Annotated in this window: 22 protein-coding genes and 2 pseudogenes; 14 read left to right on the forward strand and 10 right to left on the reverse strand. The window is 38.6% G+C overall.

Annotation, left to right across the window (positions count from 1 at the left end; genetic code table 11):
- Positions 1–12: 12 nt before the first annotated feature.
- The 9 genes and pseudogenes from ACO6UW_RS03370 to acnA all read left to right on the forward strand — a co-directional run bounded on the left by ACO6UW_RS03370 (position 13) and on the right by acnA (position 13,309).
- Positions 13–3,066 carry a type I restriction endonuclease subunit R gene (locus ACO6UW_RS03370; RefSeq protein ID WP_097355198.1) on the forward strand — a complete coding sequence of 1,018 codons (3,054 nt, stop codon included), beginning with the start codon at positions 13–15 and terminating at the stop codon, positions 3,064–3,066.
- A 120-nt stretch (positions 3,067–3,186) separates the two neighbouring features.
- Positions 3,187–4,293 carry an ImmA/IrrE family metallo-endopeptidase gene (locus ACO6UW_RS03375; protein ID WP_002050997.1) on the forward strand — a complete coding sequence of 369 codons (1,107 nt, stop codon included), beginning with the start codon at positions 3,187–3,189 and terminating at the stop codon, positions 4,291–4,293.
- A complete protein-coding gene (locus ACO6UW_RS03380) occupies positions 4,286–4,792 on the forward strand; it encodes a DUF4411 family protein (protein ID WP_002050938.1) in 507 nt (168 codons plus the stop codon). The genes ACO6UW_RS03375 and ACO6UW_RS03380 overlap by 8 nt, the downstream gene beginning before the upstream one ends.
- 104 nt (positions 4,793–4,896) lie before the next feature.
- Positions 4,897–5,901, forward strand: a pseudogene (locus ACO6UW_RS03385) (Fic family protein).
- Between the two features lie 181 nt (positions 5,902–6,082).
- Positions 6,083–7,672 (forward strand): peptide chain release factor 3, encoded by a 1,590-nt coding sequence (locus ACO6UW_RS03390; RefSeq protein ID WP_348891886.1) that lies wholly within the window; start codon positions 6,083–6,085, stop codon positions 7,670–7,672.
- 69 nt (positions 7,673–7,741) lie between these two features.
- Positions 7,742–8,584: a hypothetical protein gene (locus ACO6UW_RS03395; protein WP_057077005.1), complete on the forward strand. Its 843-nt coding sequence runs from the start codon at positions 7,742–7,744 to the stop codon at positions 8,582–8,584.
- A 90-nt stretch (positions 8,585–8,674) separates the two neighbouring features.
- Complete coding sequence (locus ACO6UW_RS03400) at positions 8,675–9,616, forward strand: RsiV family protein (protein ID WP_057077006.1); 942 nt, start codon at positions 8,675–8,677, stop codon at positions 9,614–9,616.
- The gene (locus ACO6UW_RS03405) at positions 9,616–10,428 is read left to right on the forward strand and encodes a TatD family hydrolase (protein ID WP_065388176.1); all 813 of its coding nucleotides are present in this window, start codon (positions 9,616–9,618) and stop codon (positions 10,426–10,428) included. Before ACO6UW_RS03400 ends, ACO6UW_RS03405 begins: the two co-directional genes overlap by 1 nt.
- A 124-nt stretch (positions 10,429–10,552) precedes the next feature.
- Positions 10,553–13,309, forward strand: coding sequence for an aconitate hydratase AcnA (acnA, locus tag ACO6UW_RS03410; RefSeq protein WP_065388175.1), 2,757 nt, complete (start codon positions 10,553–10,555; stop codon positions 13,307–13,309).
- A 46-nt stretch (positions 13,310–13,355) separates the two neighbouring features.
- Here the strand turns inward: acnA and ACO6UW_RS03415 are convergent, their stop codons facing one another.
- A complete protein-coding gene (locus ACO6UW_RS03415; protein ID WP_017399906.1) occupies positions 13,356–14,111 on the reverse strand; it encodes a DUF4261 domain-containing protein in 756 nt (251 codons plus the stop codon).
- Positions 14,112–14,221: 110 nt separating this feature from the next.
- Between ACO6UW_RS03415 and ACO6UW_RS03420 the strand changes: the two genes are divergently transcribed.
- Positions 14,222–14,983, forward strand: coding sequence for a tRNA threonylcarbamoyladenosine dehydratase (locus tag ACO6UW_RS03420; protein ID WP_039764299.1), 762 nt, complete (start codon positions 14,222–14,224; stop codon positions 14,981–14,983).
- Between the two features lie 63 nt (positions 14,984–15,046).
- Here the strand turns inward: ACO6UW_RS03420 and ACO6UW_RS03425 are convergent, their stop codons facing one another.
- Positions 15,047–15,169, reverse strand: coding sequence for a hypothetical protein (locus ACO6UW_RS03425; RefSeq protein WP_080749933.1), 123 nt, complete (start codon positions 15,167–15,169; stop codon positions 15,047–15,049).
- A gap of 96 nt (positions 15,170–15,265) precedes the next feature.
- Between ACO6UW_RS03425 and ACO6UW_RS03430 the strand changes: the two genes are divergently transcribed.
- Positions 15,266–16,165 (forward strand): LysR family transcriptional regulator, encoded by a 900-nt coding sequence (locus ACO6UW_RS03430; protein WP_081293447.1) that lies wholly within the window; start codon positions 15,266–15,268, stop codon positions 16,163–16,165.
- A gap of 10 nt (positions 16,166–16,175) precedes the next feature.
- On the opposite strand, the gene ACO6UW_RS03435 is transcribed toward ACO6UW_RS03430, so the two are convergent.
- From ACO6UW_RS03435 to ACO6UW_RS03460, 6 genes and pseudogenes are all read right to left on the reverse strand, one after another.
- Positions 16,176–16,571 (reverse strand): hypothetical protein, encoded by a 396-nt coding sequence (locus ACO6UW_RS03435; protein ID WP_081293449.1) that lies wholly within the window; start codon positions 16,569–16,571, stop codon positions 16,176–16,178.
- Positions 16,572–16,749: 178 nt separating this feature from the next.
- Positions 16,750–17,259: a hypothetical protein gene (locus ACO6UW_RS03440; protein WP_014208378.1), complete on the reverse strand. Its 510-nt coding sequence runs from the start codon at positions 17,257–17,259 to the stop codon at positions 16,750–16,752.
- Positions 17,260–17,594: 335 nt separating this feature from the next.
- A complete protein-coding gene (dusA, locus tag ACO6UW_RS03445; RefSeq protein WP_348891887.1) occupies positions 17,595–18,599 on the reverse strand; it encodes a tRNA dihydrouridine(20/20a) synthase DusA in 1,005 nt (334 codons plus the stop codon).
- 142 nt (positions 18,600–18,741) lie between these two features.
- The gene (locus ACO6UW_RS03450) at positions 18,742–19,932 is read right to left on the reverse strand and encodes an MFS transporter (protein ID WP_065388020.1); all 1,191 of its coding nucleotides are present in this window, start codon (positions 19,930–19,932) and stop codon (positions 18,742–18,744) included.
- 15 nt (positions 19,933–19,947) lie between these two features.
- The gene (locus ACO6UW_RS03455; RefSeq protein ID WP_017399913.1) at positions 19,948–20,358 is read right to left on the reverse strand and encodes a RidA family protein; all 411 of its coding nucleotides are present in this window, start codon (positions 20,356–20,358) and stop codon (positions 19,948–19,950) included.
- A 68-nt stretch (positions 20,359–20,426) separates the two neighbouring features.
- Positions 20,427–21,352, reverse strand: a pseudogene (locus ACO6UW_RS03460) (DMT family transporter).
- Between the two features lie 238 nt (positions 21,353–21,590).
- Between ACO6UW_RS03460 and ACO6UW_RS03465 the strand changes: the two are divergent.
- The 3 genes from ACO6UW_RS03465 to ACO6UW_RS03475 are packed head-to-tail and all read left to right on the forward strand — an operon-like array spanning position 21,591 to position 24,511.
- Positions 21,591–22,718: a Re/Si-specific NAD(P)(+) transhydrogenase subunit alpha gene (locus tag ACO6UW_RS03465; RefSeq protein WP_002117245.1), complete on the forward strand. Its 1,128-nt coding sequence runs from the start codon at positions 21,591–21,593 to the stop codon at positions 22,716–22,718.
- Between the two features lie 11 nt (positions 22,719–22,729).
- Complete coding sequence (locus ACO6UW_RS03470) at positions 22,730–23,044, forward strand: proton-translocating transhydrogenase family protein (RefSeq protein ID WP_000230434.1); 315 nt, start codon at positions 22,730–22,732, stop codon at positions 23,042–23,044.
- Between the two features lie 12 nt (positions 23,045–23,056).
- Entirely contained in the window at positions 23,057–24,511 is a 1,455-nt protein-coding gene (locus ACO6UW_RS03475; RefSeq protein ID WP_065388021.1) for an NAD(P)(+) transhydrogenase (Re/Si-specific) subunit beta, read from the forward strand.
- A gap of 55 nt (positions 24,512–24,566) precedes the next feature.
- Here the strand turns inward: ACO6UW_RS03475 and ACO6UW_RS03480 are convergent, their stop codons facing one another.
- Entirely contained in the window at positions 24,567–25,388 is an 822-nt protein-coding gene (locus ACO6UW_RS03480) for an SDR family NAD(P)-dependent oxidoreductase (RefSeq protein WP_065388022.1), read from the reverse strand.
- Between the two features lie 215 nt (positions 25,389–25,603).
- A complete protein-coding gene (gene rsfS, locus ACO6UW_RS03485; protein WP_004794586.1) occupies positions 25,604–26,005 on the reverse strand; it encodes a ribosome silencing factor in 402 nt (133 codons plus the stop codon).
- Between the last annotated feature and the right edge of the window lie 65 nt (positions 26,006–26,070).

Here is a 26,070-nt window from a genome sequence, read left to right on the forward strand (position 1 = left end):
TGGGGAAATGCCATGCATAGCGAATATTATTTTGAACAAGCTATTGAACAAAGTTTAACAACGGATGGCGGTTATGTAAAAGGTAACCCAAAAGATTATGACCCAAGAATTGCTTTATTTCCCAAAGATGTCGTTGCCTTTATTCAAGCAACACAACCCAAGACTTGGGAAAAAATCTATAACTCATGTAAAGAAGAAACAGCAAATCGTATTGTTAATGATTTAGCACATGCCTTAGATACTGAAGGCGCATTATCGGTTTTACGCCAAGGCTTTAAATGCTTCGGTAAAAAAATCAAAATGGCATATTTTGCACCCAATACCAGCATCAATAAAACCACTCAAGAACAATATGATGCAAATGTACTTAAATGTACACGTCAGCTCCATACAGAATTTAATGAAATCCCAGATATGGTGCTTTCACTCAATGGTATTCCATTGATCACGCTTGAACTTAAAAATGAGTTTTCAGCATCAGGCTGGAATGTGGAAGATGCCAAAATTCAATTTAAAAAAGATCGCAATGCCAAAGGACGTTTATTTGAATTTAAAAAACGTACCTTAGTTCATTTTGCCGTGGATACTTGTGAAGTGTATATGACCACGAAGTTGGATGGAGACAATACGTTTTTTCTACCCTTCAACAAAGGTTATTTAAATGGTAAGGGTAATCCACCTGTAGAAGGTGATGTACGCACGCATTATCTGTGGACTGAAACTTTAGCGCGTCATAGCTTTATGGAAATTTTTGCGCGCTACATGCATTTGAGTGTAGAAAGCAAAAAAATTAAAACTGAGAATGGTTTTCGATATATCGAAAAAGAAACCATGATTTTCCCACGTTACCACCAATTAGATGCTGTGCGTAAACTCACAAAACACAGTAAAGCCAATGGTTCAGGTCATAACTACTTAATTCAGCATTCAGCAGGTTCAGGCAAATCAAACACCATTGCTTGGCTCGCACATCAATTGGCATCCATGCACAATGCAGATGATCAGAAAATTTTTAATTCTATTATTGTGATTACTGACCGTATTGTACTTGATCGTCAGTTACAAGAAACCATTGCACAGTTTGAGCATAAAGATGGTGTGGTACAAAAGATTGATGAGAATACCCTACAGCTCACCAATGCCTTAGCTTCGAATGTACCTATCATTATTACCACAATTCAAAAATTTCCCTACATCATGCAATCTATTCGTACCCAAGCGAAAAAGGGAATTAAGGTTGATTTGAGTACAGAAGGCAAGAACTTCGCTGTTATTGTCGATGAAGCTCATAGCTCGCAAGGTGGGGAGACAGCACAGCAACTGAAGCAGATTCTAAATAAAGATGGGATTGAATCTGCAATTGCTCAAGAGTTTTTAGATGATGGCGATGAGGATGAAAGCGAACTCACTGATGACGTGAAAAAGCATTTATTTGCAGAAGCGTCAAAACGTAGTCGCCAACCTAATTTAAGTTTCTTTGCCTTTACCGCTACACCGAAATGGAAAACGCTCGCTTGCTTTGATGAAGCAGGTGATAACGGCGAAGCTCCGTTTCATCATTACAGTATGAAACAGGCAATTCAGGAAGGCTTCATTTTAGATGTATTGGCAAACTACACGACTTATGAACAGTACTTTAAATTAATCAAAATCGCTGACAATGATCCAGAACTTGCAAAAAATAAAACCAAAGCTTTAATGGCTCGTTTTGTTTCCATGCATCCAAGTGTGATCGCTCAGAAAGTAGAAATCATTGTCGAGCATTTTAGAACTGTGACGATGCATCGAATTGGTGGTCGTGCCAAAGCTATGGTTGTTACCAATTCTCGTGAGCAAGCGGTACGTTATAAACTTGCATTTGATGAATACATTAAAGAAAAAAAATATACAGGAATAAAGTCTTTAGTGGCTTTCTCTGGAAAACTAGAGGTTGATGGTACTGAATATACAGAACCTAAAATGAATGGTTTTAAAGAAACTGAATTACCTGATCAATTTGATACAGATGATTATCAAGTACTCTTGGTTGCTGAAAAATACCAAACAGGCTTTGATCAGCCTTTACTACACACCATGTTTGTAGATAAGAAGTTATCTGGAATCCAAGCAGTACAAACCTTATCGCGTTTGAACCGTTGTGCTTATGGTAAAGAAGATACTTTTGTATTGGACTTTGTGAATACCCATGAAGATATTTATAAAGCATTTAAGCCATTCTACGAGCTGACCAAACTTGGTGATATTCCAAATGAGCAAAAGTTAAATGAGCTTGGTCATACATTGGATCAATGGAAGTTTTACTTTGAAGTTGATTTAAATGAGTTTGCCAATATTTGGTTTAAGGATAGAAGCAAGCTAACAGGGCATGAACATAAGCAGTTGAATAGTATTATTGATCGTGCTGTTGATAAATATAAGAAAATTCATCCTGATGACCTTGTACATCAACAAGAGCAACAAAAGTTATTTAAGAGCCAATTGCAAAGCTATTTAAATCTATATCTATTTGTCTCACAAATCATGGACTTTACAGACTCAGAGCATGAGCAACGCTATGCCTATTTAAAAGCATTGTTGCAAAAATTGCCTAAAGGCTCTAAGGAAAATGAAGTTGATTTATCCAAAATTGTTGAACTCCAATTCTATCGATTGCAAAAGTTAAGTGAAAATAGTATTGATTTGGGGCATGGTGAAGCGAATGCTTTAAAAGGTTCAACGGATGTTGGAACAGGGCAGGCAGAATCTACGGATACTGTATCGCATCTGATTGATGAATTGAATGAGGCATTTGGTACTGATTTTACGGTAGCTGATCAATTGTTCTTTGATCAGGTTGAACAAGCAGCTATTGAAAATGAAGAGATAGTACAAGCGGTGAACGCAAATTCTCTAGACAGTTTTACAGAGTATTTATCTGGAAAGTTAATAGACCTTTTCCTTACGCGACTTGCAGGAAATGAGGAAGTTTGTAATAAAGTAATGAGTACGGAAGAATTACGCAAAAAAGTCGCTAAGCGATTGGCGAAGCATATTTATACGCGGACAAAAAAGAAAGCTTCAAAATAATTCTTATTAAAATTTCACGTCAAATTGTGCCGTGCTGTTATGAATGTTTATAGACAGTATTGCACAGTTAATTTATGTTAGCATAAGACAAGGTCAAATGGGCATAGAGGAGGGAATGTAATGTCAATGCGTATCGACACTAACACATTGAATTATTATGTTCAAAATGCCCAAATTTCTTTGAGTGTTTTAAGAACAAAAATTAATAATTTAGATCAATTTTTAAGTGGAGAAAAGCAGCCAACTTTTAATCAGTTATCTGAAATAGCAAAAAAAATTAATGTTCCGACAGGTCTTTTATTACTGAATAAAACTATTGATATTGACATCAAACGATTGGACTTCAGGACACTTGAGTCAGATTCAATCGATGAAGCAAGTGAAGAGTTAAGAGATACCATTGCAGAAATGGAGGTCAAACAGGAATTTTTGAAGAATGAAATTACTGAAACTTTAGATTTTGTGGGTCAATTCTCTATTGATTCCAATTTTCTAGAGGTAGCTAAACAAATACGTAATAAGCTAGAAATTCCTTTGTTTTTCCATAATCAAGCGGATAATCCATTAAATTATCTACGTGATAAGATTAATGGTATAGGCGTATTTGTTTTTTTTAATGGTAAAGTGAAAGACAATACACATCGTCCTCTAAGTGTGAAAGAATTTCGAGGGTTTGTATTACTTGACCATAAAGCACCTATAATTTTTATTAATCAGAAAGATACTAAGAATGGTCAACTCTTTACATTAGTGCATGAGTTAGTGCATATTTTTGTAGGTACTGAAGAAATATTTAACATTGTAGAGGCTGGCGATTACCAATTTGATCGAACTGAAGCATTTATAAATAAAGTAACAGCAGAAATTTTAGTTCCTCAAGAGATTTTCTTACAGCTTAATTCAACCGATAGTAATTTTTTAGCTAGAAAATTTAAAGTCAGTGAATTTGTAATTGTAAGAAGACTATTAGACTTAAATAAGATTACACGTGAAGAATACCTGAATCGTACTAGAGACCTAAAGGAAAACCTTGAACGTTTTTTACCGAATGAATCTAATGGTGGAAGTTATACTAATAATATTAGATTTAGAGTTGATAATAGATTTTTCAAATATGTAATGAATGCAGTAAATCATGATCGTATTTCATATACAGATGCATTTAATATTGTAGGTGTCGGTTTTAAAGGATATAAAATTTTGATGAATAGAGGTGGCAATGACTAAGTATTTATTGGACACTAATATTTATATCAATTTTTATGAAAGATATTATCAATTTGATTTTTTTCCAAGTTTTTGGGAGAAAATTAAAGTCATCATCAATTCACAAGTGGTACTTCCAGATATTGTTGTTAATGAACATTATCAAGATGAAAGTTTTAAAAAATGGCTTGAAGAAAACTTTACAGGAGCATCTTGTAAATACAAAGATTATGCTGATTTATGGGCTGAAGTTATCCAACATATTGCAACTCATGACTGTTATAGTGAGAAAGCCTTAACAAATGACAAAAGTTGGACACATGAAAAAATAGCAGATGGATGGTTGATCGCAATTGCAAAGAAAGATAATTTAGTGATTGTAACAAGTGAAACGAAAAATATTAGTTTAAATAAAAATCAACCTTCACAAAGCCCAAAAGTTCCTGATATTGCTAATGATCTTGGTATTCGCTGTATCAATATGAATACTTTTTTTCAAGAGATTGGCTTAAAAATTTAGAGATAATATTTCTATAATTTATTTATAAGTTAATTGAATGTGCTGGTTTAAAAATAGTTTTAGATTAAGTCAGAACTAATACAGTTTAGTTGAGTAAACTAATAATGAAATACCAACCGCCTTATACTATTACCTCAAAAATCATTCATCTGGTTGCGGAGATTAGTGAAAATATAGGGCGCTTGACTGTTTTAGAGGAAATCCAAAATAGTCTGAAACTACGCAAAGCTAATCGTATCCGTACCATTCAAGGCTCACTTGCGATTGAAGGGAACACTCTAAGTACCGAGCAGATCACGGCGATCTTAAATGGTAAGACAGTGATTGCACCTCCAAAAGAAGTACAGGAAGTGCGTAATGCCATTAAAGCCTATGAAGCCTTTCAGCAGTGGCAACCAAGCCAAGAAAAAGACCTATTACAAGCGCACCAAATTTTAATGACAGGCTTGATTGATGAGGTTGGTCAATATCGTCATGGTGGTGTCGGTGTGATGTCAGGTGATCGAGTGGTGCATATGGCTCCACCTGCGAATTAGATTAACCGTTTGATGGCTGATTTACTTGATTGGTTGAATGACAGCGATATATATCCACTGATTCAAAGCTCAGTCTTCCACTATGAGTTTGAGTTTATCCATCCATTTGCAGATGGTAATGGCCGAATGGGAAGGCTATGGCAAACTTTAATATTAAACAGATGGAATCCAATCTTTGCAAATATTCCCGTTGAAAGCCTGATTTACCAAAATCAAAAAGCTTATTACGAAGCATTGCAAGTAAGTACAGTTCGTACTGATTCAGCCCCTTTTATAGAATTCATCTTACAGATGATTTTAGATGCAATCCTGAGTTCAAATGAGACCGCTCAAGCTAACGATCATGCTACCGCTCAAGCTGGCGTACAAGTGAGCGATCAAGTACAACGTTTAATTTCGGCAATGATGCAAGAAGACTACACTTTGGCTGAATTGATGCAATTGGTTGGATTAACTCATCGAGCAACGTTCCAAAAGAATTACTTGAATCCTGCTATAGAAGCACATTTGATTGAGCGTACAATCCCAAATAAGCCGAAAAGTCCGAAGCAAAGGTATAGATTGAGTTTATAAAACTAAGTGGCTCCGTAGGTGCCCAAACGATGGCTCAATTCCCCAAGCCACTGGATTACCAACTATGCCTATATAACTCTAAATCTGCTACAATTACGCCAATTTTGAATTCCCACTTTTTCAGTTTTAGTACATATTTAGAAATGTGTACATAACTGTGTACATATTGTAGATTTTTCTCATGTTTAAAGATGAATTAGCTAATCAGGTAAAGGTTCGTAGAACCTTTGCCATCATTTCCCACCCCGATGCCGGTAAAACGACCATGACAGAGAAATTACTGTTATGGGGTAAAGCAATTCAGGTTGCAGGGATGGTAAAAAGCCGTAAATCTGACCGCGCAGCTACATCTGACTGGATGGAAATGGAAAAAGAGCGTGGAATTTCGATTACCACTTCTGTTATGCAGTTTCCTTATAAAGGTCACACCATTAACTTACTTGATACACCGGGACATGAAGACTTCTCTGAAGATACTTATCGTACCCTAACTGCAGTTGACTCTGCATTAATGGTGATTGATGGTGCAAAAGGTGTCGAAGAACGTACCATCAAATTGATGGAAGTTTGTCGTATGCGTGACACTCCGATCATTTCATTTGTAAACAAAATGGACCGTGAGATTCGTGAACCACTTGAGTTGCTTGATGAAATTGAGAATGTCCTTAATATCCGCTGTGTACCTATTACATGGCCATTAGGGATGGGGCGTGATTTTGCTGGTGTATACAACATTCTTGAAAACAAATTGTATGTCTACAAAGCAGGTTTTGGTTCAACTATTACAGATATTGAAGTACGCGATGGCTATGACCATGCAGATATCCGTGAAAAAGTAGGTGAGCTGGCTTGGGCGTCTTTTGAAGAGTCACTTGAGCTCGTACAAATGGCGAATGAGCCTTTGGACCGCGAATTATTTTTACAAGGTAAACAAACTCCAGTTCTATTTGGTACAGCATTAGGTAACTTTGGTGTTGACCACGTGTTAGACGCATTTATGAATTGGGCACCAGAACCTAAAGCGCATCCAACACAAGAGCGTGTTGTCGATGCTAAAGAAGAAGGTTTTTCTGGTTTCGTCTTTAAGATTCAAGCAAACATGGATCCGAAACACCGTGACCGTATTGCCTTTATGCGTATTTGCTCAGGTAAATATGAAAAAGGTTTGAAGATGAATCATGTACGTATTGGTAAAGATGTTCGTATTAGTGATGCATTGACATTCCTTGCGGGTGAGCGTGAACATCTAGAAGAAGCGTGGCCAGGTGATATTATTGGTTTGCATAACCACGGCACAATTCAAATTGGTGATACTTTCACAAGTGGTGAAAATCTACATTTCACAGGTATTCCTCACTTCGCACCAGAGATGTTCCGTCGTGTGCGTTTGAAAGATCCATTAAAGTCAAAACAATTGCAAAAAGGTTTGAAAGAGTTGTCTGAAGAAGGCGCAACTCAGGTATTTATGCCACAAATTAGCAATGATTTGATTGTGGGTGCAGTGGGTGTGCTTCAGTTTGACGTTGTTGCTTACCGTCTGAAAGAAGAATATAAAGTTGACTGCGTGTATGAGCCTGTAAGTGTTAATACGGTTCGTTGGATTCATTGTGATGATGACAAGATTCTCAATGAATTTAAGAAAAAAGCACATGATCAGCTTTCTATCGATGGTGGCGGTCACTTAACTTATCTTGCACCAAGTCGTGTCAACTTGCAGATTATGCAAGAGCGTTGGCCTGATATTCAGTTCCGTAACACGCGTGAACACTAATCTTTAAGATTTGACAGACAGCTTCGAACAGAAGCTGTTTTGTTTTGAAAAATAAGAAAGGATGATGAAATGAATTTGAATAGAAAGACAATTATTGCACTTTTAGTTGCGGTAATCATATTACTTTTAGCTATTTGCCTTTTTGTCTGGAAAAGCTTTCAACCTTCATCATCTTCTCAAATGAAATCAGCTTCTACCCAAAATCAAAATATAGAGAAAGCTGAAGTACTCCCATTTCTAAACTTACAACAAGTAAAAGCTGATTATGCTTTGCCATTTTGTGAGAAGAAAAATTGTATTGATGTCGATATTCAAACGATAAAGACTCAAGATGCATGGCTAAATGAATGGATCGCGAAAAGTCAGGCTAAAGTGATCCAAGACCAAATTGATTTGAAAAAAGACTTAAGTTTGCAGCAAGCCATTAATGCTTATGTTAAAAAGTCTGATGAATGGCAAGATAAATATTCAAAGAATCGGGCCTATGAATTGCATCTTCATACACGTATTGCATCGCAGCGTAACCAATATATTTTATTGCAATTAGGACTTGATACCAAGCAGGAAGAGCTCACGATTAAAGACCGTTATTACTTTTTTGTGGCCGACCGAAAACAGCATAAGAGCTTAACTTTGTTAGATGTTTTACAAAAAGATCAACAAACTACTGTGCATCAAATGGTGCAGGTGGCCTATCAAGACTGGTTAAAAAAGCAGACTGCTGACATAAAGAAAGAAGCACCAAAAACTTTATATTGGGGGCAGGCAGATTGGTTCTTTGATGGTGAAGGCGTTGGTTTACATTATCAGGCCAACCAGATTACTAAAGAAGCGCCACAGCTCGATATTTATTTATCTAAAGAACAGACCAAAAAAATATTACAACCCGAGGTTTATGAACAAATGTTTTAAGATGGTAGCAGAATTTGCAACCTCTATTTATATGCGCTAATTTCTTAGAAAGGTATAGCGTAATCTCCTTAGAATAAAAGGCAAAATATGATGTTATCTTCTAAAGCTTCACTGCGATTAACTTTGCTTGCTTCTGCTATATTTCTGGCAGCATGCCAACCTAAAGCTGATCCTAAGGATTCTCAAGAGCAGCAGAAATCAACTGTTCAAGAACAAAAGCCAGTAGAGTTGACTTTGAAGGGTGAAACAATTCCTAGTAAGGTGGTTTTACCTGATTGTGATGGTAAAACTTGTCCAGAATTTACGGTAGAGCGCTTACAGAGTAATTTTCCTTTTATTGACAAAATTATAGATCAACAAATCTTAAGTACACTAAATCAAATTTTAGAAATTGCTGAACCTGATGCTAAGGGCACGCAAACGGAACAAAAGTCAGAAGCTTCAGCGGTAGTGGGTGCAGAGCAAAAAAATAGCTTTGATGCACAGGTGCAACGCTATGCAAATTCATTTATTGATCTAGATAATGAGTTAAAAGCTTTAAGTAGTAATCATCAGATTAATCTTTTAGTTAAACCTAAGATTTTGCAGGCTCAAGGTAAAGTTGTAACTGTAGTGCTTAATAGTAGTAGCTATTTAGGAGGGGCTCATGGCTCTGCTGCACAGCATTATTATAATTTTGATTTAAAAGAGCAAAAGCAAATTAAGCTTGAAGATTTATTACGTCCTCAGCAAAAAGCAGCTTTAGAGAAGTTAGCCCATGAAGCCTTTAAGACATGGGTGACGGACTCTAAATTGGCTGATAATGTTGCTGACTATGAACAAGCATGGCCGTTTAAATTATCTAATAACTTCTTATTGGGTGAGCAAGGTTTAATCCTTCAATACGGTGAATATGAAATTGGACCATACGTGGTTGGACTCCCTCGATTAGTCATTCCTTATGACCAATTGCAAGATGTGTTGAAAGAAGAGTATTTGCCACAGCCTAAAGCCAAACCTGCTTCGGCACCAGTTGCAAAAAGTGCTGGCTAATGCATTTGTTTGATACCCATACCCATTTCGATGTTGCCGATTTTGATGAAGATCGGCAGCAGTTAGCATTTAATGCTAAAAAAGCTGGAGTTGATGCATTAGTCTTAATTGGGTTTGTGCAGTCACGTTTTGATGAGTTGGTGCAGACTCATCATCAGCTAAAAAGTTGGGAAAATGTGCCTACTTCTTATTTAGCACCAGGCTTACACCCGTTTTATATTGAACAGCATCAACCAGAGCATTTGGTTCATCTTGAACATATCTTGCAGCAAGAAAACTGCGTGGCTGTAGGTGAAATTGGCTTAGATACTTTCTTGAAAGAACATAAGCAGCCAGATGTATATGCAAAGCAAAAACAATATTTTGCAGCTCAGTTAGAGCTTGCAACCCAATACCAAAAACCAGTGTTACTCCACATTCGAAAAGCGCACGGTGATGTGCTTGCTATATTAAAAGCTCAAAAATTTAAATTTGGCGGAATTGCTCATGCCTTTAGTGGTGGAGTAGAAGAGGCAAAGGGTCTTATTAAGCTTGGTTTTAAAATTGGTGTGACGGGGCAGATTACCAATCCAAATGCAAAAAAACTTCATACGGTTGTGCAGGCTATAGGTGCAGAGCACTTGGTGATTGAAACAGATTGTCCAGATATGACACCGCTTTGCTGTCAAACCTCAACAGAACAGCGGACTCGTAATACTCCTGTTAATTTGCCCTATGTTTTACAAAGTCTGGCTGAAAATTTAAATATGCCAGAGCCAGATTTGGCTAAGTTGCTGTGGAAAAACTCTCTTACTGCATTGAAATTATCGTAATAAAAATCAAAGATTAGAAATAGTAACTAAAACAAAACACAGCGATTAAAAAAGAAGCTTAAAGTAAGAAAACAACATGTAAAAACGTGAAAAATAACATTGCCAGACGTGGGAGGATAACCCAATGGCTAAGTATAGCAATATCAATAGTTTTAATGCTTTACAGACGCTAACAGTAGGTTCCAGCAATTATCAGATTTTTAGCTTAGCCCAAGCAGAGAAAACGCTAGGGGATATTGCCAAACTGCCGAAATCTTTAAAAGTATTATTGGAAAACTTATTACGGTTTGAAGATCAGCATAGCGTTAAAACGGAACACATCCATGCTTTAGCAGAATGGCTAAAAACCCGCACCTCAGATCAAGAAATTCAATATCGACCTGCACGGGTTTTAATGCAAGATTTTACGGGTGTGCCTGCAGTGGTTGATTTAGCTGCAATGCGAGCAGCGATGGCGCAAGCGGGTGGCGACCCTGAAAAAATTAATCCCTTATCTCCTGTAGACTTAGTCATTGATCACTCTGTCATGGTCGACTATTTTGCCGATGATCAAGCTTTCGAAGAAAACGTACAAATCGAGATGCAGCGTAATGGTGAGCGATATCAATTTTTACGTTGGGGACAGTCTGCATTTAATAACTTTAGTGTAGTGCCACCGGGTACGGGAATTTGTCATCAGGTTAATTTAGAATATTTGGCTCAAGCGGTGTGGCTAGGCGAAGATAATGGTCAGACTTTTGCTTTCCCTGACACCTTAGTTGGTACAGACTCACATACCACCATGATTAATGGTTTAGGTGTTTTAGGTTGGGGTGTAGGGGGGATTGAGGCCGAAGCGGCTATGTTAGGTCAACCCATTTCTATGCTGATTCCTGAAGTCATTGGTTTTAAATTGACAGGAAAACTACCAGAAGGAATTACTGCAACTGACTTGGTGTTGACCATTACTCAAATGCTCCGTCAAAAAGGAGTGGTGGGGAAATTTGTAGAGTTCTATGGAGATGGTTTAGCCGATTTGCCACTGGCTGACCGAGCGACCATTGCCAACATGGCACCAGAGTATGGTGCGACTTGTGGTTTCTTCCCGATTGATGAAGTGACTTTGGGTTATTTGAAATTAACTGGCCGTCAAAGTGATCGTATTGAACTAGTCGAAGCGTATAGCAAAGCGCAAGGTTTATGGCGTAATGCGGGTGATGAACCTGTTTTCACCGATACTTTAAGCCTTGATATGAGTACTGTTCAGGCAAGTCTAGCTGGCCCAAAACGTCCACAAGATCGAGTGCTTTTATCAGAGGTGCCGAAAACCTTTAATGCGCTGATGGAGTTAACTTTAAAACCAGCCAAAGAAGCTAAAGAGCGTTTAGAAAATGAAGGTGGTGGCGGTACTGCTGTCGAGGCAAAAAAAGCAAATATCCAACATGAAAGTCCTTCTTGCGTGATTGAAGGAAAAACTTATCCATTAAATCATGGTGATGTTGTTATTTCGGCAATCACCTCTTGTACCAATACTTCTAACCCAAGTGTAATGCTAGCAGCAGGTTTACTTGCTAAAAAAGCGATTGAAAAAGGTTTGCAGCGTAAACCGTGGGTGAAAAGCTCTCTTGCACCAGGTTCTAAAGTCGTGACTGAATATTTGCTGGCTGCTGGACTTACGCCGTATTTAGATGAGTTGGGCTATAACTTGGTGGGATATGGTTGTACAACTTGTATTGGTAACTCAGGTCCACTACCGGAGCCAGTGGAAGATGCAATTCAATGCCATGACTTGAATGTTGCATCAGTACTTTCTGGTAACCGTAACTTTGAAGGACGCGTACATCCATTAGTTAAAACAAACTGGCTTGCTTCGCCACCTTTGGTAGTGGCATATGGTTTAGTTGGTAATATTCGTACCGATTTGACTACGCAACCTATTGGGCAAGGTAAAGATGGACAACCTGTCTATTTAAAAGATATCTGGCCAAGTCAGGCAGAGATTGATGCTGTCTTACACAAAGTAAATACAGAGATGTTCCATAAAGAATATGCTGCGGTGTTTGATGGTGATGAAAGCTGGCAATCTATCCAGATTCCAAAAAGTAAAACTTATGAATGGGCTGATGATTCGACTTATATCCGTCATCCGCCATTCTTTGAAGGCATTGGTGAACCACCAAAACCAATTAAAAATATTGAACAAGCAAATATCTTGGCAGTGCTTGGTGACTCAGTAACGACTGACCACATTTCACCAGCAGGTAATATCAAAAAAGACAGTCCGGCAGGTCGATATTTACAAGAGCAAGGCGTTGAGCCAAAAGACTTTAACTCCTATGGTTCTCGACGTGGTAATCATGAAGTCATGATGCGCGGGACCTTTGCCAACATTCGTATTAAAAACGAAATGTTGGGTGGCGAAGAAGGCGGTAATACCATTCATGTGCCAAGTGGTGAAAAGCTAGCTATTTATGATGCGGCAATGCTTTACCAACAAGAACATACACCACTTGTGATTATTGCTGGTAAAGAATACGGAACAGGTTCTTCACGTGACTGGGCTGCCAAAGGAACGAATTTGCTAGGTGTTAAAGCTGTCATTGCCGAAAGTTTTGAACGTATTCACCGTTCAAACTTGGTGGGTATGGGCGTGTTGCCATTACAGTTTGTTGATGGTCAAACTCGACAATCTCTCAACTTAACTGGTCATGAGGTGATATCAATTCGAGGTTTGTCTGATGGCGTTCAGCCTCATCAAATTCTTGAAGTTGATGTAAAAGGGCCGAATGGAGTCGCCAGCCACTTTAATGTATTGTGCCGAATTGATACGTTAAATGAGGTTGAGTACTTTAAGGCAGGTGGTATTTTGCATTATGTACTTCGGAATTTGATTGCTGGTTAGTTAAAAAAGAAACCCCGTAAAATATGGGGTTTCTTCTTATGAAAATCTAACTAAATTTAAATAATTTCTTCCAGCTAAATGATGACGTCAGTACCCAAACATCGAATGGATTAAAATATAGTGAATCTACATCAAAAAAATCGCTAGATGCTTTTAGGGAAAGCTTTAGTAGTTCTGATTCTTCATCAGCCGAAAAAGTTTGATTTTCTAATAACTCTGGGTTTTCTATAAGAAGATATAACAAGAAGTTATTCAAAATATAGGATGCTTGATCTACTTTTTGGTTTATACATCCATCTGGTTTGCCGAATTGCTGCATTCCACAAGAGTAGAGTAAATTATCATCAGAAATAATAGGGATAAAGGCTTTAAATAGATCTAATATATTTTCAGCGTTATAGCTAAGCCAATCGCTTTTAAGGTGTGTAAGACCCGAAGTCTCAACTTTAATTGCTAAGCCACCTGCTTTCATGAGGGCCTGACCTAATAACAGAGCTTGTTGTGCTAACTCTATTGATCCGCCATCACAAACAATATAAATAACCATATTATGTTGTTCAATTTTTTTTAATTCGCTTTCAGAAAAACGACCTAGACTAAATGATCTAAAAACCTCACTGACATTTGGATCATTTCCATATTCTTCAACTTCAGCGTAATATTCGTTTGTTAAAGATTTAATAATTGAGCCCGCATAAATATATCCAGTTTCATTAACAAGTAGGGCATGTAATAGAGCTTGATGATTTTCCCAAATACCAGGAATACATAAGATAATTTTTTGATTAAATTCTTGATTCATTATTAATAAGTTCTAAGGAGCTTTTCCCACTCATAATATCGTAAAAGATATGCGATACCAATTGATTGAGGTAAAATACCTCCCGTGTTTTATATCCCCAAAGAGTAGCAATGACCGATCTCCAACAAGATGAATATGACCGCCGTTTTGCAGGTGTAGCCAAAGTTTATGGTGATTCATCGTTCCAGCACTATGAAAAAAGTCATGTGATGGTGATTGGTATTGGTGGTGTCGGCAGTTGGGCGGTAGAAGCTTTAGCACGCACAGGTATTGGTGAGATTACATTAGTCGATATGGATGTGGTTGCAGCATCAAATGTAAACCGTCAGCTACCTGCCATGACATCAACTCTAGGTTGTGAAAAAGTTGAGATTATGGCGGAGCGTTGTCGCCAAATTAACCCACGTATTAAAGTTAATATTATTGATGACTTTTTAACACCAGAAAATGTCACAGAACTTTTAAATCCTGTACCTGATATTATCTTGGACTGCATTGATGACGTTAAAGCAAAATTGGCTTTGATGCTTCATTGCCGTTTTAATAAAATTCCTTTGATTGTTTCAGGCGGAGCAGGTGGTAAGCTTGATCCCCTTAAAATCCGCGTAGCTGATTTATCAAAAACAGAACAAGATCCGATGTTAGCGAAGCTACGGAGTCAACTTCGTGCTCGCGGCATCTGTAAAAAGCCAAAGGAGAAATTTGGTATTACCTGTATTTACTCAATCGATAATCCATTTTCTAGTGCAGATGTTTGCCCATCAGCGGGCTTACGTTGTGGTGGCTATGGGTCAGCGGTAGTGGTGACTTCAAGCTTTGCTATGATTGCTGTGGCTGAAGTTTTGAAAAAGCTTGATTTAAAGAAAGCCTAATTTAAATATTGAAAAGGCATGTGCTTATGTGAGTGCATGCCTTTTTATTTTTGAGAGAAACTATTAATCATACAGCCCTATGTTGTCTTGCTGGGGGTGTGTGGGTAACTGCTGATCATAAAATTTAAAGCACCATAAAATTAGAACAACAACGGTGAAAATGACAAACCCTTTTAAATACTTCATGAATAATTCAATCAATTGAATGGTCTTGATAAAATTCTAGCGAAGGCTATCTATCTAATCTAATATAGAAAATAGACCTAATAATCTAATTTTGAGATGGTTATGCTCACATTAAAACAATTTCAATATTTTATAAAAATTGTTGAAGAAGGGAGTTTTACTGCTGCTTCAGAGAAACTATTCATTGCTCAGTCTGCTTTAAGTCGGCAAATGAAGTTATTAGAGGAAGAAATTGATTTTCAGCTATTTGATCGTACTGATAAGAAAGTAAAACTCACGGCGGCAGGAGAGGTCTTCTATAAAAAAATTAAAGATAATATGCATTATTTAAATGAGATCATTGGAGTTTCTAAGAATATTGCAGAAGGAAAAAATCGTCAGATTAAAATTGCTCATTCGAGCAGTATTATTATGGATGATAAAAAGGTTCAGATATTAAAAGAAATTAGCTTAACGCAAGAAATAAATTTTGAGATAAATACCTTGTCATCTGAGCAACAGATTTTGGCTTTACTGAATGGGGAAATTGATATTGGTTTGATTAGACCACCAGTTCTGCATAGCCTTGAAGAAATAACGACCTTGAAACTATATGAGCAGCCATTATTTGCAGCTGTTTATATTGATCACCCTAAATTTAAAGAAACACAAAGTATCCAGATAAAAGATTTAAAAGATGAATATTTTGTTTCGACTCCACATCCTAAGCGGGGAGGTTTGAGTTATTTAGTTTCAAACTTGTGTATAGGGGCTGGCTTCTGGCCTAAAGCAGCGACGATCCAATCACGTAAGCTAAACCAATTACAGTTAGTTGCTGCAAATTTGGGTATTAGCATTGTTCCCCAAGAGTTTGAGCAAATATTACCCCAAAATGTAAAGTTGATTCCTCTAGAAAATAGGAATCTTTTATCTGAAGTGGTTTTAGCTTACAGAACTAACCAGAGTGATCTGATTCAACCTTATGTTGAGCAGATCTACCATCTGCTGGAAGTGTGAGCTGAAATAATTATTGTGGCCCAATATGTTCACTAATAGAAAATGTATATTCCGTTTCACCTTTTAATTGGCGTTCCTGAGATAGGATGTCCATTTTGGGGCGCTTAAGTTGGTAAAATTCCAAATTGATACAACCACTATTGTTAATCTCATAGCGAATATAGTAACGATCTGGCTCTAGAAAAAATGTCGCCTCTTCAAATGAGTGCAAAGATAGAATTTTCTTCTTGTCGTGATAAATCACAGAAGGACAGTCTAATATTCCATTTAAATATTGTTTTCGTATCACATGGATTCGAGCTTGAGGAGTCGTCCCTTTTAATAAATATTGAGGTTGGTAAATCCGTTTTTCGGGTACTTTTTTAAAAACCTCTATAATGTTTGTATCAGAGGCAGCATAAGTCATGTTAAACGATGTCAGTAAGCAAAAGCTCAGCAGTATTCTTTTCATAAAGTTCCATCATTATTTTTGATAATTACAATATGAAAATAAAGCAAAAAAGAAGCCAAGCTGGGTTTAAAACACTCGTTTGATCAGTTGTTTGAAACAATTAAAGCAATTGAACATCTAGTTCTTAGGTAGATTACCCTAATCTATAGTAAGTATAAGTTACGCTGTCATCTTTATAGACGTCATAGCTATTTTGTTTGAAGTCAGAGACCCATTCACTTCCAGTATATCCTGCGATGTGTCCATAAACATGGTTGCGGGTTCTGTGAATGATGTAAATGTCACCTTCTTGAGGTTCGTCGAAGGCTGGATCAATTTGTTTATAGCCAATCTTTTTGAGAGTGTCGCCCCAATCTGAAGCTGCGATTGGGTGGTTTTCAACATTAGCACCAGCAGATTCGAGTGCAAGACGGATACTACGTGCGCATCTAGCTTTACTGCGTCTAGAAGTAACGCTTTCTAATTTTTCTACAAACTTTTCTACATCGATCGGTGGGTTGGTTGAAGTTTGAGTTTGATGATTATTGGGTTTCATGGTGAAAGGATAAGGAAGGCTTGGTGCGCTGTGCGATACAACAATGGCTGCCTGATTTGAATCCTGATACATGTAATTATCAGCTACTTGTCCGTCATAAATAATCATCGTGAAATCTCTACCGTGCTACCCATATCCATATTAAAAAAATCACCACCTACCTGTGGCGTTCAGAGATACTAATAGGCGTATCTTAAAAGTTTTGTGTATGTTATGTAATAACGTATCTTTTTTCCAGAGGTGTCTGCCTTGGAGCGAAAAGCTACTTAGTAAAAGAGGTGGTCAAAAATAGTGAAATTTAAATTATTGATATCATTGTAAATAAATAACTAATCAGAGCTTAAATTTGAATATTTTGTTCCAACATTTGTGAATATACTCAAAATCTAAGTCTCTGATTTAAAATGCCACATTTTCTTACAATTTAAGAAGTCGTTGTCAACTTAAACCTGCTGCTCTTTTACATACTCTTCAGTGCGAATCATAGCTGCTCGCATGTTCTGAATTGCATTTTCAACATCAGCTAAAGTTTTTGCGTTTCCGCCACTTAGCGCCTGACGCCATTTACGAGCACCCGGTAAGTTTTGGAATAAACCTAAAATATGACGTGTAATGATTGAAAGGGGAGCACTTTCAGCCATGCGTTGCTCAATATAAGGCAGCATTTGTTCCATAATATTGAATCGATCTGGTGCTTCTAAATTCCAAAGTTGGCCGAGCTCAGCAAGTAGGTAAGGGTTATGGTAGGCTTCACGGCCAATCATGACACCATCAACATGTTGTAAATGAGCTTGAGTTTCGGCAAAAGTTTTAATTCCGCCGTTAATTTCAATGGTTAGGTGCGGACGTTCTTGCTTTAAGCGGTATACATCTTCGTAGCGTAAAGGAGGAACTTCTCGATTTTCTTTTGGAGACAAACCTTTCAAAATAGCAATACGGGCATGCACAACGAAATACGTACAACCTGTTGCAGCGACAGTATCTACGAAATGTAGCATTTCTTCGTAAGATTGCATGTCATCAATACCGATACGGTGCTTTACCGTTACGGGAATACTCACTGCCTTTTGCATGGTATGAATGCACTCAGCAACCAAGTCTGGTTCTGCCATTAAACATGCACCGATTTTATTGTTCTGTACACGGTCACTTGGGCAGCCTACATTCAGGTTGACTTCGTCGTAGCCCCAGTCTTCAGCCATTTTTGTGCAAGTGGCAAGCTCTTGTGGGTTTGAACCGCCAAGTTGTAATACGATTGGGTGTTCTTGAGCGTTATAGTCTAAATGACGTTTTGCATCGCCAAATAAAATCGCGCCTGTAGTCACCATTTCGGTGTATAGCACAACGTTTGGGTTAAACAAGCGTGCAAAGAATCGGTAGTCCTTTGTAGTCCAGTCCATCATAGGTGCGACAGAAATACGAGGTTGTAACGATTGAAGTGATTGCATAGCCAATAGACCCAAAAGTCGCTAAATTAATGAAAGGGCAGCATTATACGGGGTTTAGCCCTGAATCGACAGTGGCATTTAACCGAGTAATTTATAACCACCCTTATGTTGAATATAGAAAGATGATTTATAACAATTTACTTTATGAGTGAGCGAGCTGCTTTTTTTGTAAGAAAGCATCAATGACACTAAATAAAATACAAAGCAGAACAAGAGCTACACCTGCAACACATGTCATAGTCCACCCGCCATGATTCCAAGCAAAAATCCCTAAGGCAGAGCCACCAGCTCCTCCAATAAAATAAGTTGTCATATAGATGGCATTAATACGAGATTTAGCATCTGGACGTAAACGGAAAATAATGCTCTGGTTGCTGGTATGAACGAGTGCGAGTGCTAATTGAATTAAAGCAAAGCCAATAACATAACTAGAAAGGAGGGTTTGTCCGAAATAGAAACAAAGCCAGCTCACCAAAAACAGTCCACAACCCATCCAAGTGAGTAATCGTGTGTAGCCTTGGTCGGCATATTTACCAATATAGCGTGTTGATAATGCCCCAAAGATACCGACTAGTGGGACCAGTCCGATAATTAGATCGGGCAAATGATGTGCCGAAGTCAAAAGTAAGGCGATGGTGGAATACAAAATACTTACTGCGGCAAAGGCGAAAGCACCTGTAAGCGCTCTTAATAATAGTCGCTTTTCCTCTTTTAAGAGTTGAGCCATGGAAACAAATATTTGTCCATAGTTCATTTTCATACGCAAGACATAAGGTAAGCGACTTTTTAAGGTAAATGCCAACAGAAGCATTAATACGCCGCTGACGACATACACTACTTTCCAGTGGAAAAGGTTGGAAAATAAGCCAGCTAAACTGGTAGAGAGTAAAATTCCGACCAATAAGCCACTCATTAAAAAACCAATGATCTCGCCAGTTTTCTCGGGTTTTACGGTCATTGTGGCAAGTGGGATGAGGACTTGGGCAGCAACAGAAAATAATCCCGCTAAAATTGTACCAATCCACAACATGGGTAAGTTCACAGCAAAAGCAGATGTAAATAGACCAACTGCGCAAAGCACCATCAAAAACGGAATAGCTTTGGCTTTATTGACAATATCACCCAACGGGACAATAAAGAGTAAACCGAGGGCATAAGACACCTGAGCAAATGTCACTGTTAAAGCGGCTTGTGCTTGAGTTACAGCAAACTCTTGCTGAATAGAGTGAATTAGAGGCTGACAATAATAATTCACACCTGCACATAAACCGCATGCTGCTGCCATCAACCAAAGCAAAGGTTTATTTTGACTGATATCTTCAGGGGTAGACATGACGTTCTCTCAGTTTTATTGGGTGTATGCCGTTGCTTCAACTTCAATAAGCATGTGTTCTAGCGCAAGGCGCGGCACAGGAATAAGTGTACAGGCAGGAAAAGGATGATTTTTCCATAAATTTTGCATAATTTTAATCAAAATTTGATGTTTTTCGACCGAGTGGTCAACAACTAAAACTCTCAATACAGCAATATTGCTAAGCTCTGCATTGGCCGCTTTTAAAGCATGTTGAATATTATCAAAAACTTGATTCGCTTGTTCTTCAAAACTTGGGCTTAATTCACCTTGGGAATTTTCGCCTCCTTGACCTGCCACATGAATAATATTCTTAAAGCTTTCCACTACAGCAACATGACTATAAGCGTTTGGCGTTGGGTTATATAAAGTTGATGGATTTATGATTTTAAAAGTTTCTTGACTCATTGGAACTCAACCATTCATTAAAATTTAGATGAGTATCCAACCTCAACTTAAGTTGAGGTCAAGAGAATTTAATGTTTTAGTCTTTTCTTTCTGAGTGTAATCATCATGACACCGACAATATTAAGAAGGCAGCCGACCCATTGCCACATATTGAGACGTTCATTTAAAAAAGCAACAGCAAGCAAAATCGTTAAAACTGGTCCAATTGAAGCAATCATTGCAGATTGAGAGGCACCTAGTCGTTCAATGCTTTGCATGAGCATAACGGTGGGTAACACGGTAACTAAAAAGCCTAAGCCAATGCCATACCAAATTACACTAGAGGGGAGTTGTAATAGGAGTTGAATTGGATGAGGTGTGCTTAATGCGTAATGAGTTAATGTGCCGATACAAGCCACAGTTAAGGCTAACCCTGTGAAATTCCAAGAGCCAAATTTCTTAATGAGAGGTGGCGTCAGCAATAAATAGCCTGCGAAAGCCACGGCACTTGCAAATACGAAACTTGTCCCTAACCAGAAGTTGCCCTGAATTGGTGCGTTGTTGTGCTCCTGAAGCATAACCAGCACGGTTCCACCATAACTAAGAAAAATGGCAAAGAAACTTTTTACATCTAATTTTTGTTTGTAGAGTAAGCTTGATACGATGACTGTAAGCGTGGGATATAAAAATAGAATAATTCGTTCTAAAGAGGCACTAATAAACATAAGGCCCATGAAATCGAGCCAACTTGCAAAGTAGTAGCCTAATAGACCGGCAAAAATTAAAATTAGCCAATCCTTCTTTTTATGCCCTGATTATGATGCCTGTTAAACCAGCAAATTAATAGAAAGAACGGTAAAGCGCTTAACATACGTAAAGCCATCAGGACCGTACCGTCTACTAATGGAGAAAGGGCATAAGTCTGTTTAATAAAGATTGCTTTGGTACTGAATAGAAACGCAGAGCAAAGAGCAAAAAAAGACCCGATTTGAAACGAAGATAAAGAAATTTTCATATACAGGACTGTATAAGAGAGACTATTGTCTGCAAAAAAAGAAAAACCTTCCCATATTACACCTCTAAACAAATATCGTGAATCATCAGTTCAAAATATGGGTATTTATTAAATAAATAGTGGGTGGTATTTTAAAAAAGTTCAATTAGAATCCAAATTCTGTACAAAGAATACACATGGGGGAAACATTGCAGCTTGCAATGTTTTTGACAATGAGAAATTAGCTTGAGGAACGCTCATGCAGATCGGAATCCCAACCGAAACTGTCGTCGGTGAAAATCGTGTAGCTGCTACGCCAGAGACAGTAAAGAAGTTGATTAGCGCTGGTCATAGCGTTGTGATTGAACGTGGTGCTGGTGTAAAGGCTGCGTACATTGACAGTGCTTATGAACAGGTCGGTGCAACCATTACGGATGATGCCTATACAGGTAGTCAAATTATTTTGAAAGTTCGCGCACCACAGGGCGGGGAAATTCAGAAACTTGCAGCAAATACCGCTGTTGTAGCAATGTTTGATCCTTATCGTAATACCGAGCTAGATCAGTTTGCGAATCAACAAGTGTCTGCTTTTGCTTTAGAACTGCTTCCTCGTACGCTTTCTCGTGCACAAAACATGGATGTGTTGTCTTCTCAAGCAAACTTAGCTGGTTATAAGTCAGTTTTACTTGCTGCTGCTGAATATCAACGCATGTTCCCAATGCTTATGACTGCTGCGGGTACTGTAAAGCCTGCGCGTGTTGTGATCATGGGTGTTGGGGTTGCTGGTCTTCAAGCGATTGCAACTGCAAAACGTTTAGGTGCAATTGTTGAAGCGACAGACTTACGTCCTACAGCAAAAGATCAAGTTGAGTCTTTAGGTGGTAAGTGGTTAGACGTACCAATGTCTGAAGAAGAGCAGCAACGTGCAGCAGATGCCGCTAAAAATGGTTATGGATGGATGCCGGGTGAGCAATACATCAAAGACCAAGCTGCGATTGTAGATAAAGCTGTTTCTAATGCTGATATCGTGATTACTACTGCATTGTTACCGGGTCGTGATGCGCCGCGTCTGATTAAAGCTGAAACTGTTGCCAAGATGAAACCGGGCTCTGTCATTTTAGATATGGCTGTTGAAACTGGTGGTAACGTTGAAGGCTCTAAAGTTGGTGAGACTGTGTTTACAGAAAATGGCGTGAAAATTTTGGGTGTTCCAAATATTCCGGCAACTGTAGCAACAGAAGCTTCTGCATTGTATGCGCGTAACGTTTTTAATTTCGTAGAGACCCTATTCGACAAAGAGAAAAACTTTGCGATTAATCAGGAAGACGAAATCCAAAAAGCCCTATTGGTCACTCATGGCGGTCAAGTACTGCTTAAGCGTGGTTAAGGAGATTTCTCATGGTTGAAACTATTACAATTTTCGTCCTTGCCATCTTCGTAGGTTATTACGTGGTTTGGGGTGTTACGCCAGCTTTGCATACACCACTTATGGCAGTAACTAATGCGTTGTCATCTATTATTGTGGTAGGTGCGATGTTGCAAACTGTAGGTCTGCCAGTTTTAGGTGTAGATGCTAACGTTGCATTTCAAAGTGTGAATGTGGTGAGCGTACTCGGTGCGATTGCAGTATTTTTGGCAAGCATTAATATTTTCGGTGGCTTTGCAGTAACTGCACGCATGCTGGAAATGTTCAAGCCTAAGCAAAAGAAATAAGAGGGCTTTGACATGGAATTTATTCAAGCAAATGCAAACTGGTTGTACCTTGTTGGCGCAATCCTCTTTATCTTGACGCTTCGTGGCTTATCTGGTCCTAAAACAGCAATTCAAGGTAACCGTTACGGTATGATCGCGATGGCGATTGCAGTTGTAACGACCTTCTTTGTTGCGAATAACCCAGTCATCTGGATGATCGTTGGGGCGATGGTGTTAGGTGCAATCGTGGGTGTTGCGCGTGCACGTACAGTGCCTATGACGCAAATGCCGGAAACTGTTGCGCTTATGCACTCATTAGTGGGTTTGGCTGCGGTATTAATTGCGATTGCTGCAATTTTACATAATAACCAACTTACTGAACTATTTGCTCAAAATGAGGCGGCTTTAACCGCAGCTGGCGTGCAGCATGCACACATGAGTAAGGTTCACTTATTTGAATTGTTTGTTGGTTGTTTCGTTGGTGCGATTACCTTTACCGCATCTGTGTTTGCGTACGGTAAATTGGCTGCGAAAAAATGGGCTAAAACAATTTCTGGTGCATGGGTTAAACCTGTTCAAGCACTTATCTTTGTTGCGATGTTGGCTTGTGGTTTCTACTTCTTTACAACTGGCAACATGACTGCTTTCTGGGCAATGACAGCACTTGCACTTGCATTTGGCTGGGTGTGGATTGCACCAGTCGGTGGTGGTGATATGCCTGTAGTGGTATCGCTTCTTAACTCATTCTCTGGTTGGGCTGCGGCAGGTATTGGTTTTACACTTGAAAACAACATGTTGATCGTTGCGGGTTCTCTTGTAGGTTCATCTGGTGCGATTCTGTCGTACATCATGTGTAAAGCAATGAACCGTTCGATCATCAATGTATTGTTTGGTGGAGCAATGGGTGGTGCAGCAGTTGCATCTGCAGATAAAGGTGAACAAGTTCAACGTAACTACCGTTCAGGTTCTGCTGATGATGCTGGCTTCTTAATGTCAAATGCGGACAGCGTTGTGATTGTACCGGGTTATGGTATGGCGCAAGGTCGTGCTCAAAATGCTGTAAAAGAGTTGTGTGAAATTCTAAAAGAGCAAGGTGTACGCGTTCGTTTTGCAATTCATCCGGTTGCGGGTCGTATGCCTGGTCATATGAACGTACTACTTGCTGAGGCAGACGTAGCATATGAAGACATTTTGGAAATGGATGAGATCAACTCAGATTTCCCTGCAACTGACGTAGTACTTGTAATTGGTGCAAACGACGTTGTAAACCCAGCTGCGAAAGATGACCCAAGCTCACCGATTTATGGTATGCCGATTCTTGAGGCTCATAAAGCGCGTACAATTATGGTAATTAAGCGTTCTATGGCAACTGGTTATGCTGGTCTAGACAATGACTTGTTCTATAACGAAAAAACAATGATGATCTTTGGTGATGCTAAGAAAGTTGTTGAAGATATGACAAAAGCAATTAACGGTACAGGCCACTAATTTGCTTTGAAGTAAAAAAACCACCTTCGGGTGGTTTTTTTATTTGAGCTGTTTTTTAAAGAAATTTTTCTACAAGATCCATCGACTGTTGATAGAGGTCGCGTGCTAGTTGCTGGTTTTTAGCATGTGATGATTTCCAGTCTGGCATATGTGCACTGACATATTCACCGTTGCGGTTTTGCCATGCATCTCCGATTGCCATTTCTGTAATGAGCTTTGCTGGAACTGAGGTTGGAACCAAGCCTAATTTCATCGCTGCATAAACTGGTTTTGGTAATTCACGATAAATATCAGAAGCAACCCCACCCGGGTGTAATGCATTATTGGTAATTGAACTTCCAGCTAGCTGTTCTGCTAATGCATTACTAAATAATAAATTTGCAAGCTTCGATTGCCCATAATAGAACAGGGGATTGTAAAAACCTTCTGCACGAAACTTGTTGGGTTTAATTGAGCCCACCCAGTGGGCAATAGATGCAAGATGGATAATGCGCGCTTTAGGAGATTGTTGTAAAACTGGGAGTAGTTTTTGAGTTAATAAAAAATGGCCTAAATAATTAACCCCAAATTGTTGCTCAAAGCCTTCACTGGTCAACTGTTTGGTTTTGGCAAATAAACCTGCATTATTAATAAGTACATCAAGGTTGCCATAGCGATCAGCAATTTCATCGGCGGTTTTTCTAGTTAATTCAAGACTATTTAAGTCGAGAGAAACGACATCGACTTGTCCTTGGTTAAGTGAGCTTAGTTTGTTTTGTGCCTCTTGCGCTTTCTGAGGATTTCGACATGCCAAAATCACATGTTGCCCTTGTTTAACGAGTTGTTCTGCTGTGGCGAAACCTATGCCCGTATTAGCACCTGTAATTAATATCTTCACTTTCTGTACTCCGGTTATGCTATTTATTGGTGAGAACTTTCAGAAAATATATAGTGCTGCAAATCTGACAATTTGTCATGTCAAATTTGGTTGTAAGTGATGATTGGTATTTGTGGGGGCTGGAAAGATGATGGGATATTTGAAAATGGTTAAAATCTTTGTTTAGTAAATAAAAAAAGCGGCTCAAAAGAGCCGCTTTTTTTAAAAGCAAAATTTTAAGCAACCGACTCTGGAGCGGTACGCCATAAGCTTTCTAAATCATAGAATTTACGAGCTGTTGGTAGCATCACATGTACTACAACAAAGCCGAGATCAATTAAGATCCATTCTGCATCTCGTTCACCTTCAACGCCAATCGGGCGGAAACCGGCTTTTCGAGCTTCTTCTGCAACATTGTCTGCAAGTGCTTTCACATGACGAGTAGAAGTACCGCTCGCAATTACAATAGCATCAGCGACATTGCTAATTGAGCTAACATCTAACTGGAGAATATCTTTTGCTTTTACATCAACTAAAGCGTCGTGGACGACTTTGAGACAAGTTTGTACGTCTTTATTTGAGGTGTTCATTGCGAAATCGTGAGAATTAGACACGCTGGGCGATGGTTCTAAATTCATATAGGGTATATTTTCCTGACAATTACTCACTATCTAATATAGTGGTTTTCGCACTAAATTTCAAA

The sequence above is a fragment of the Acinetobacter sp. JADD-222 genome (assembly GCF_049310645.1).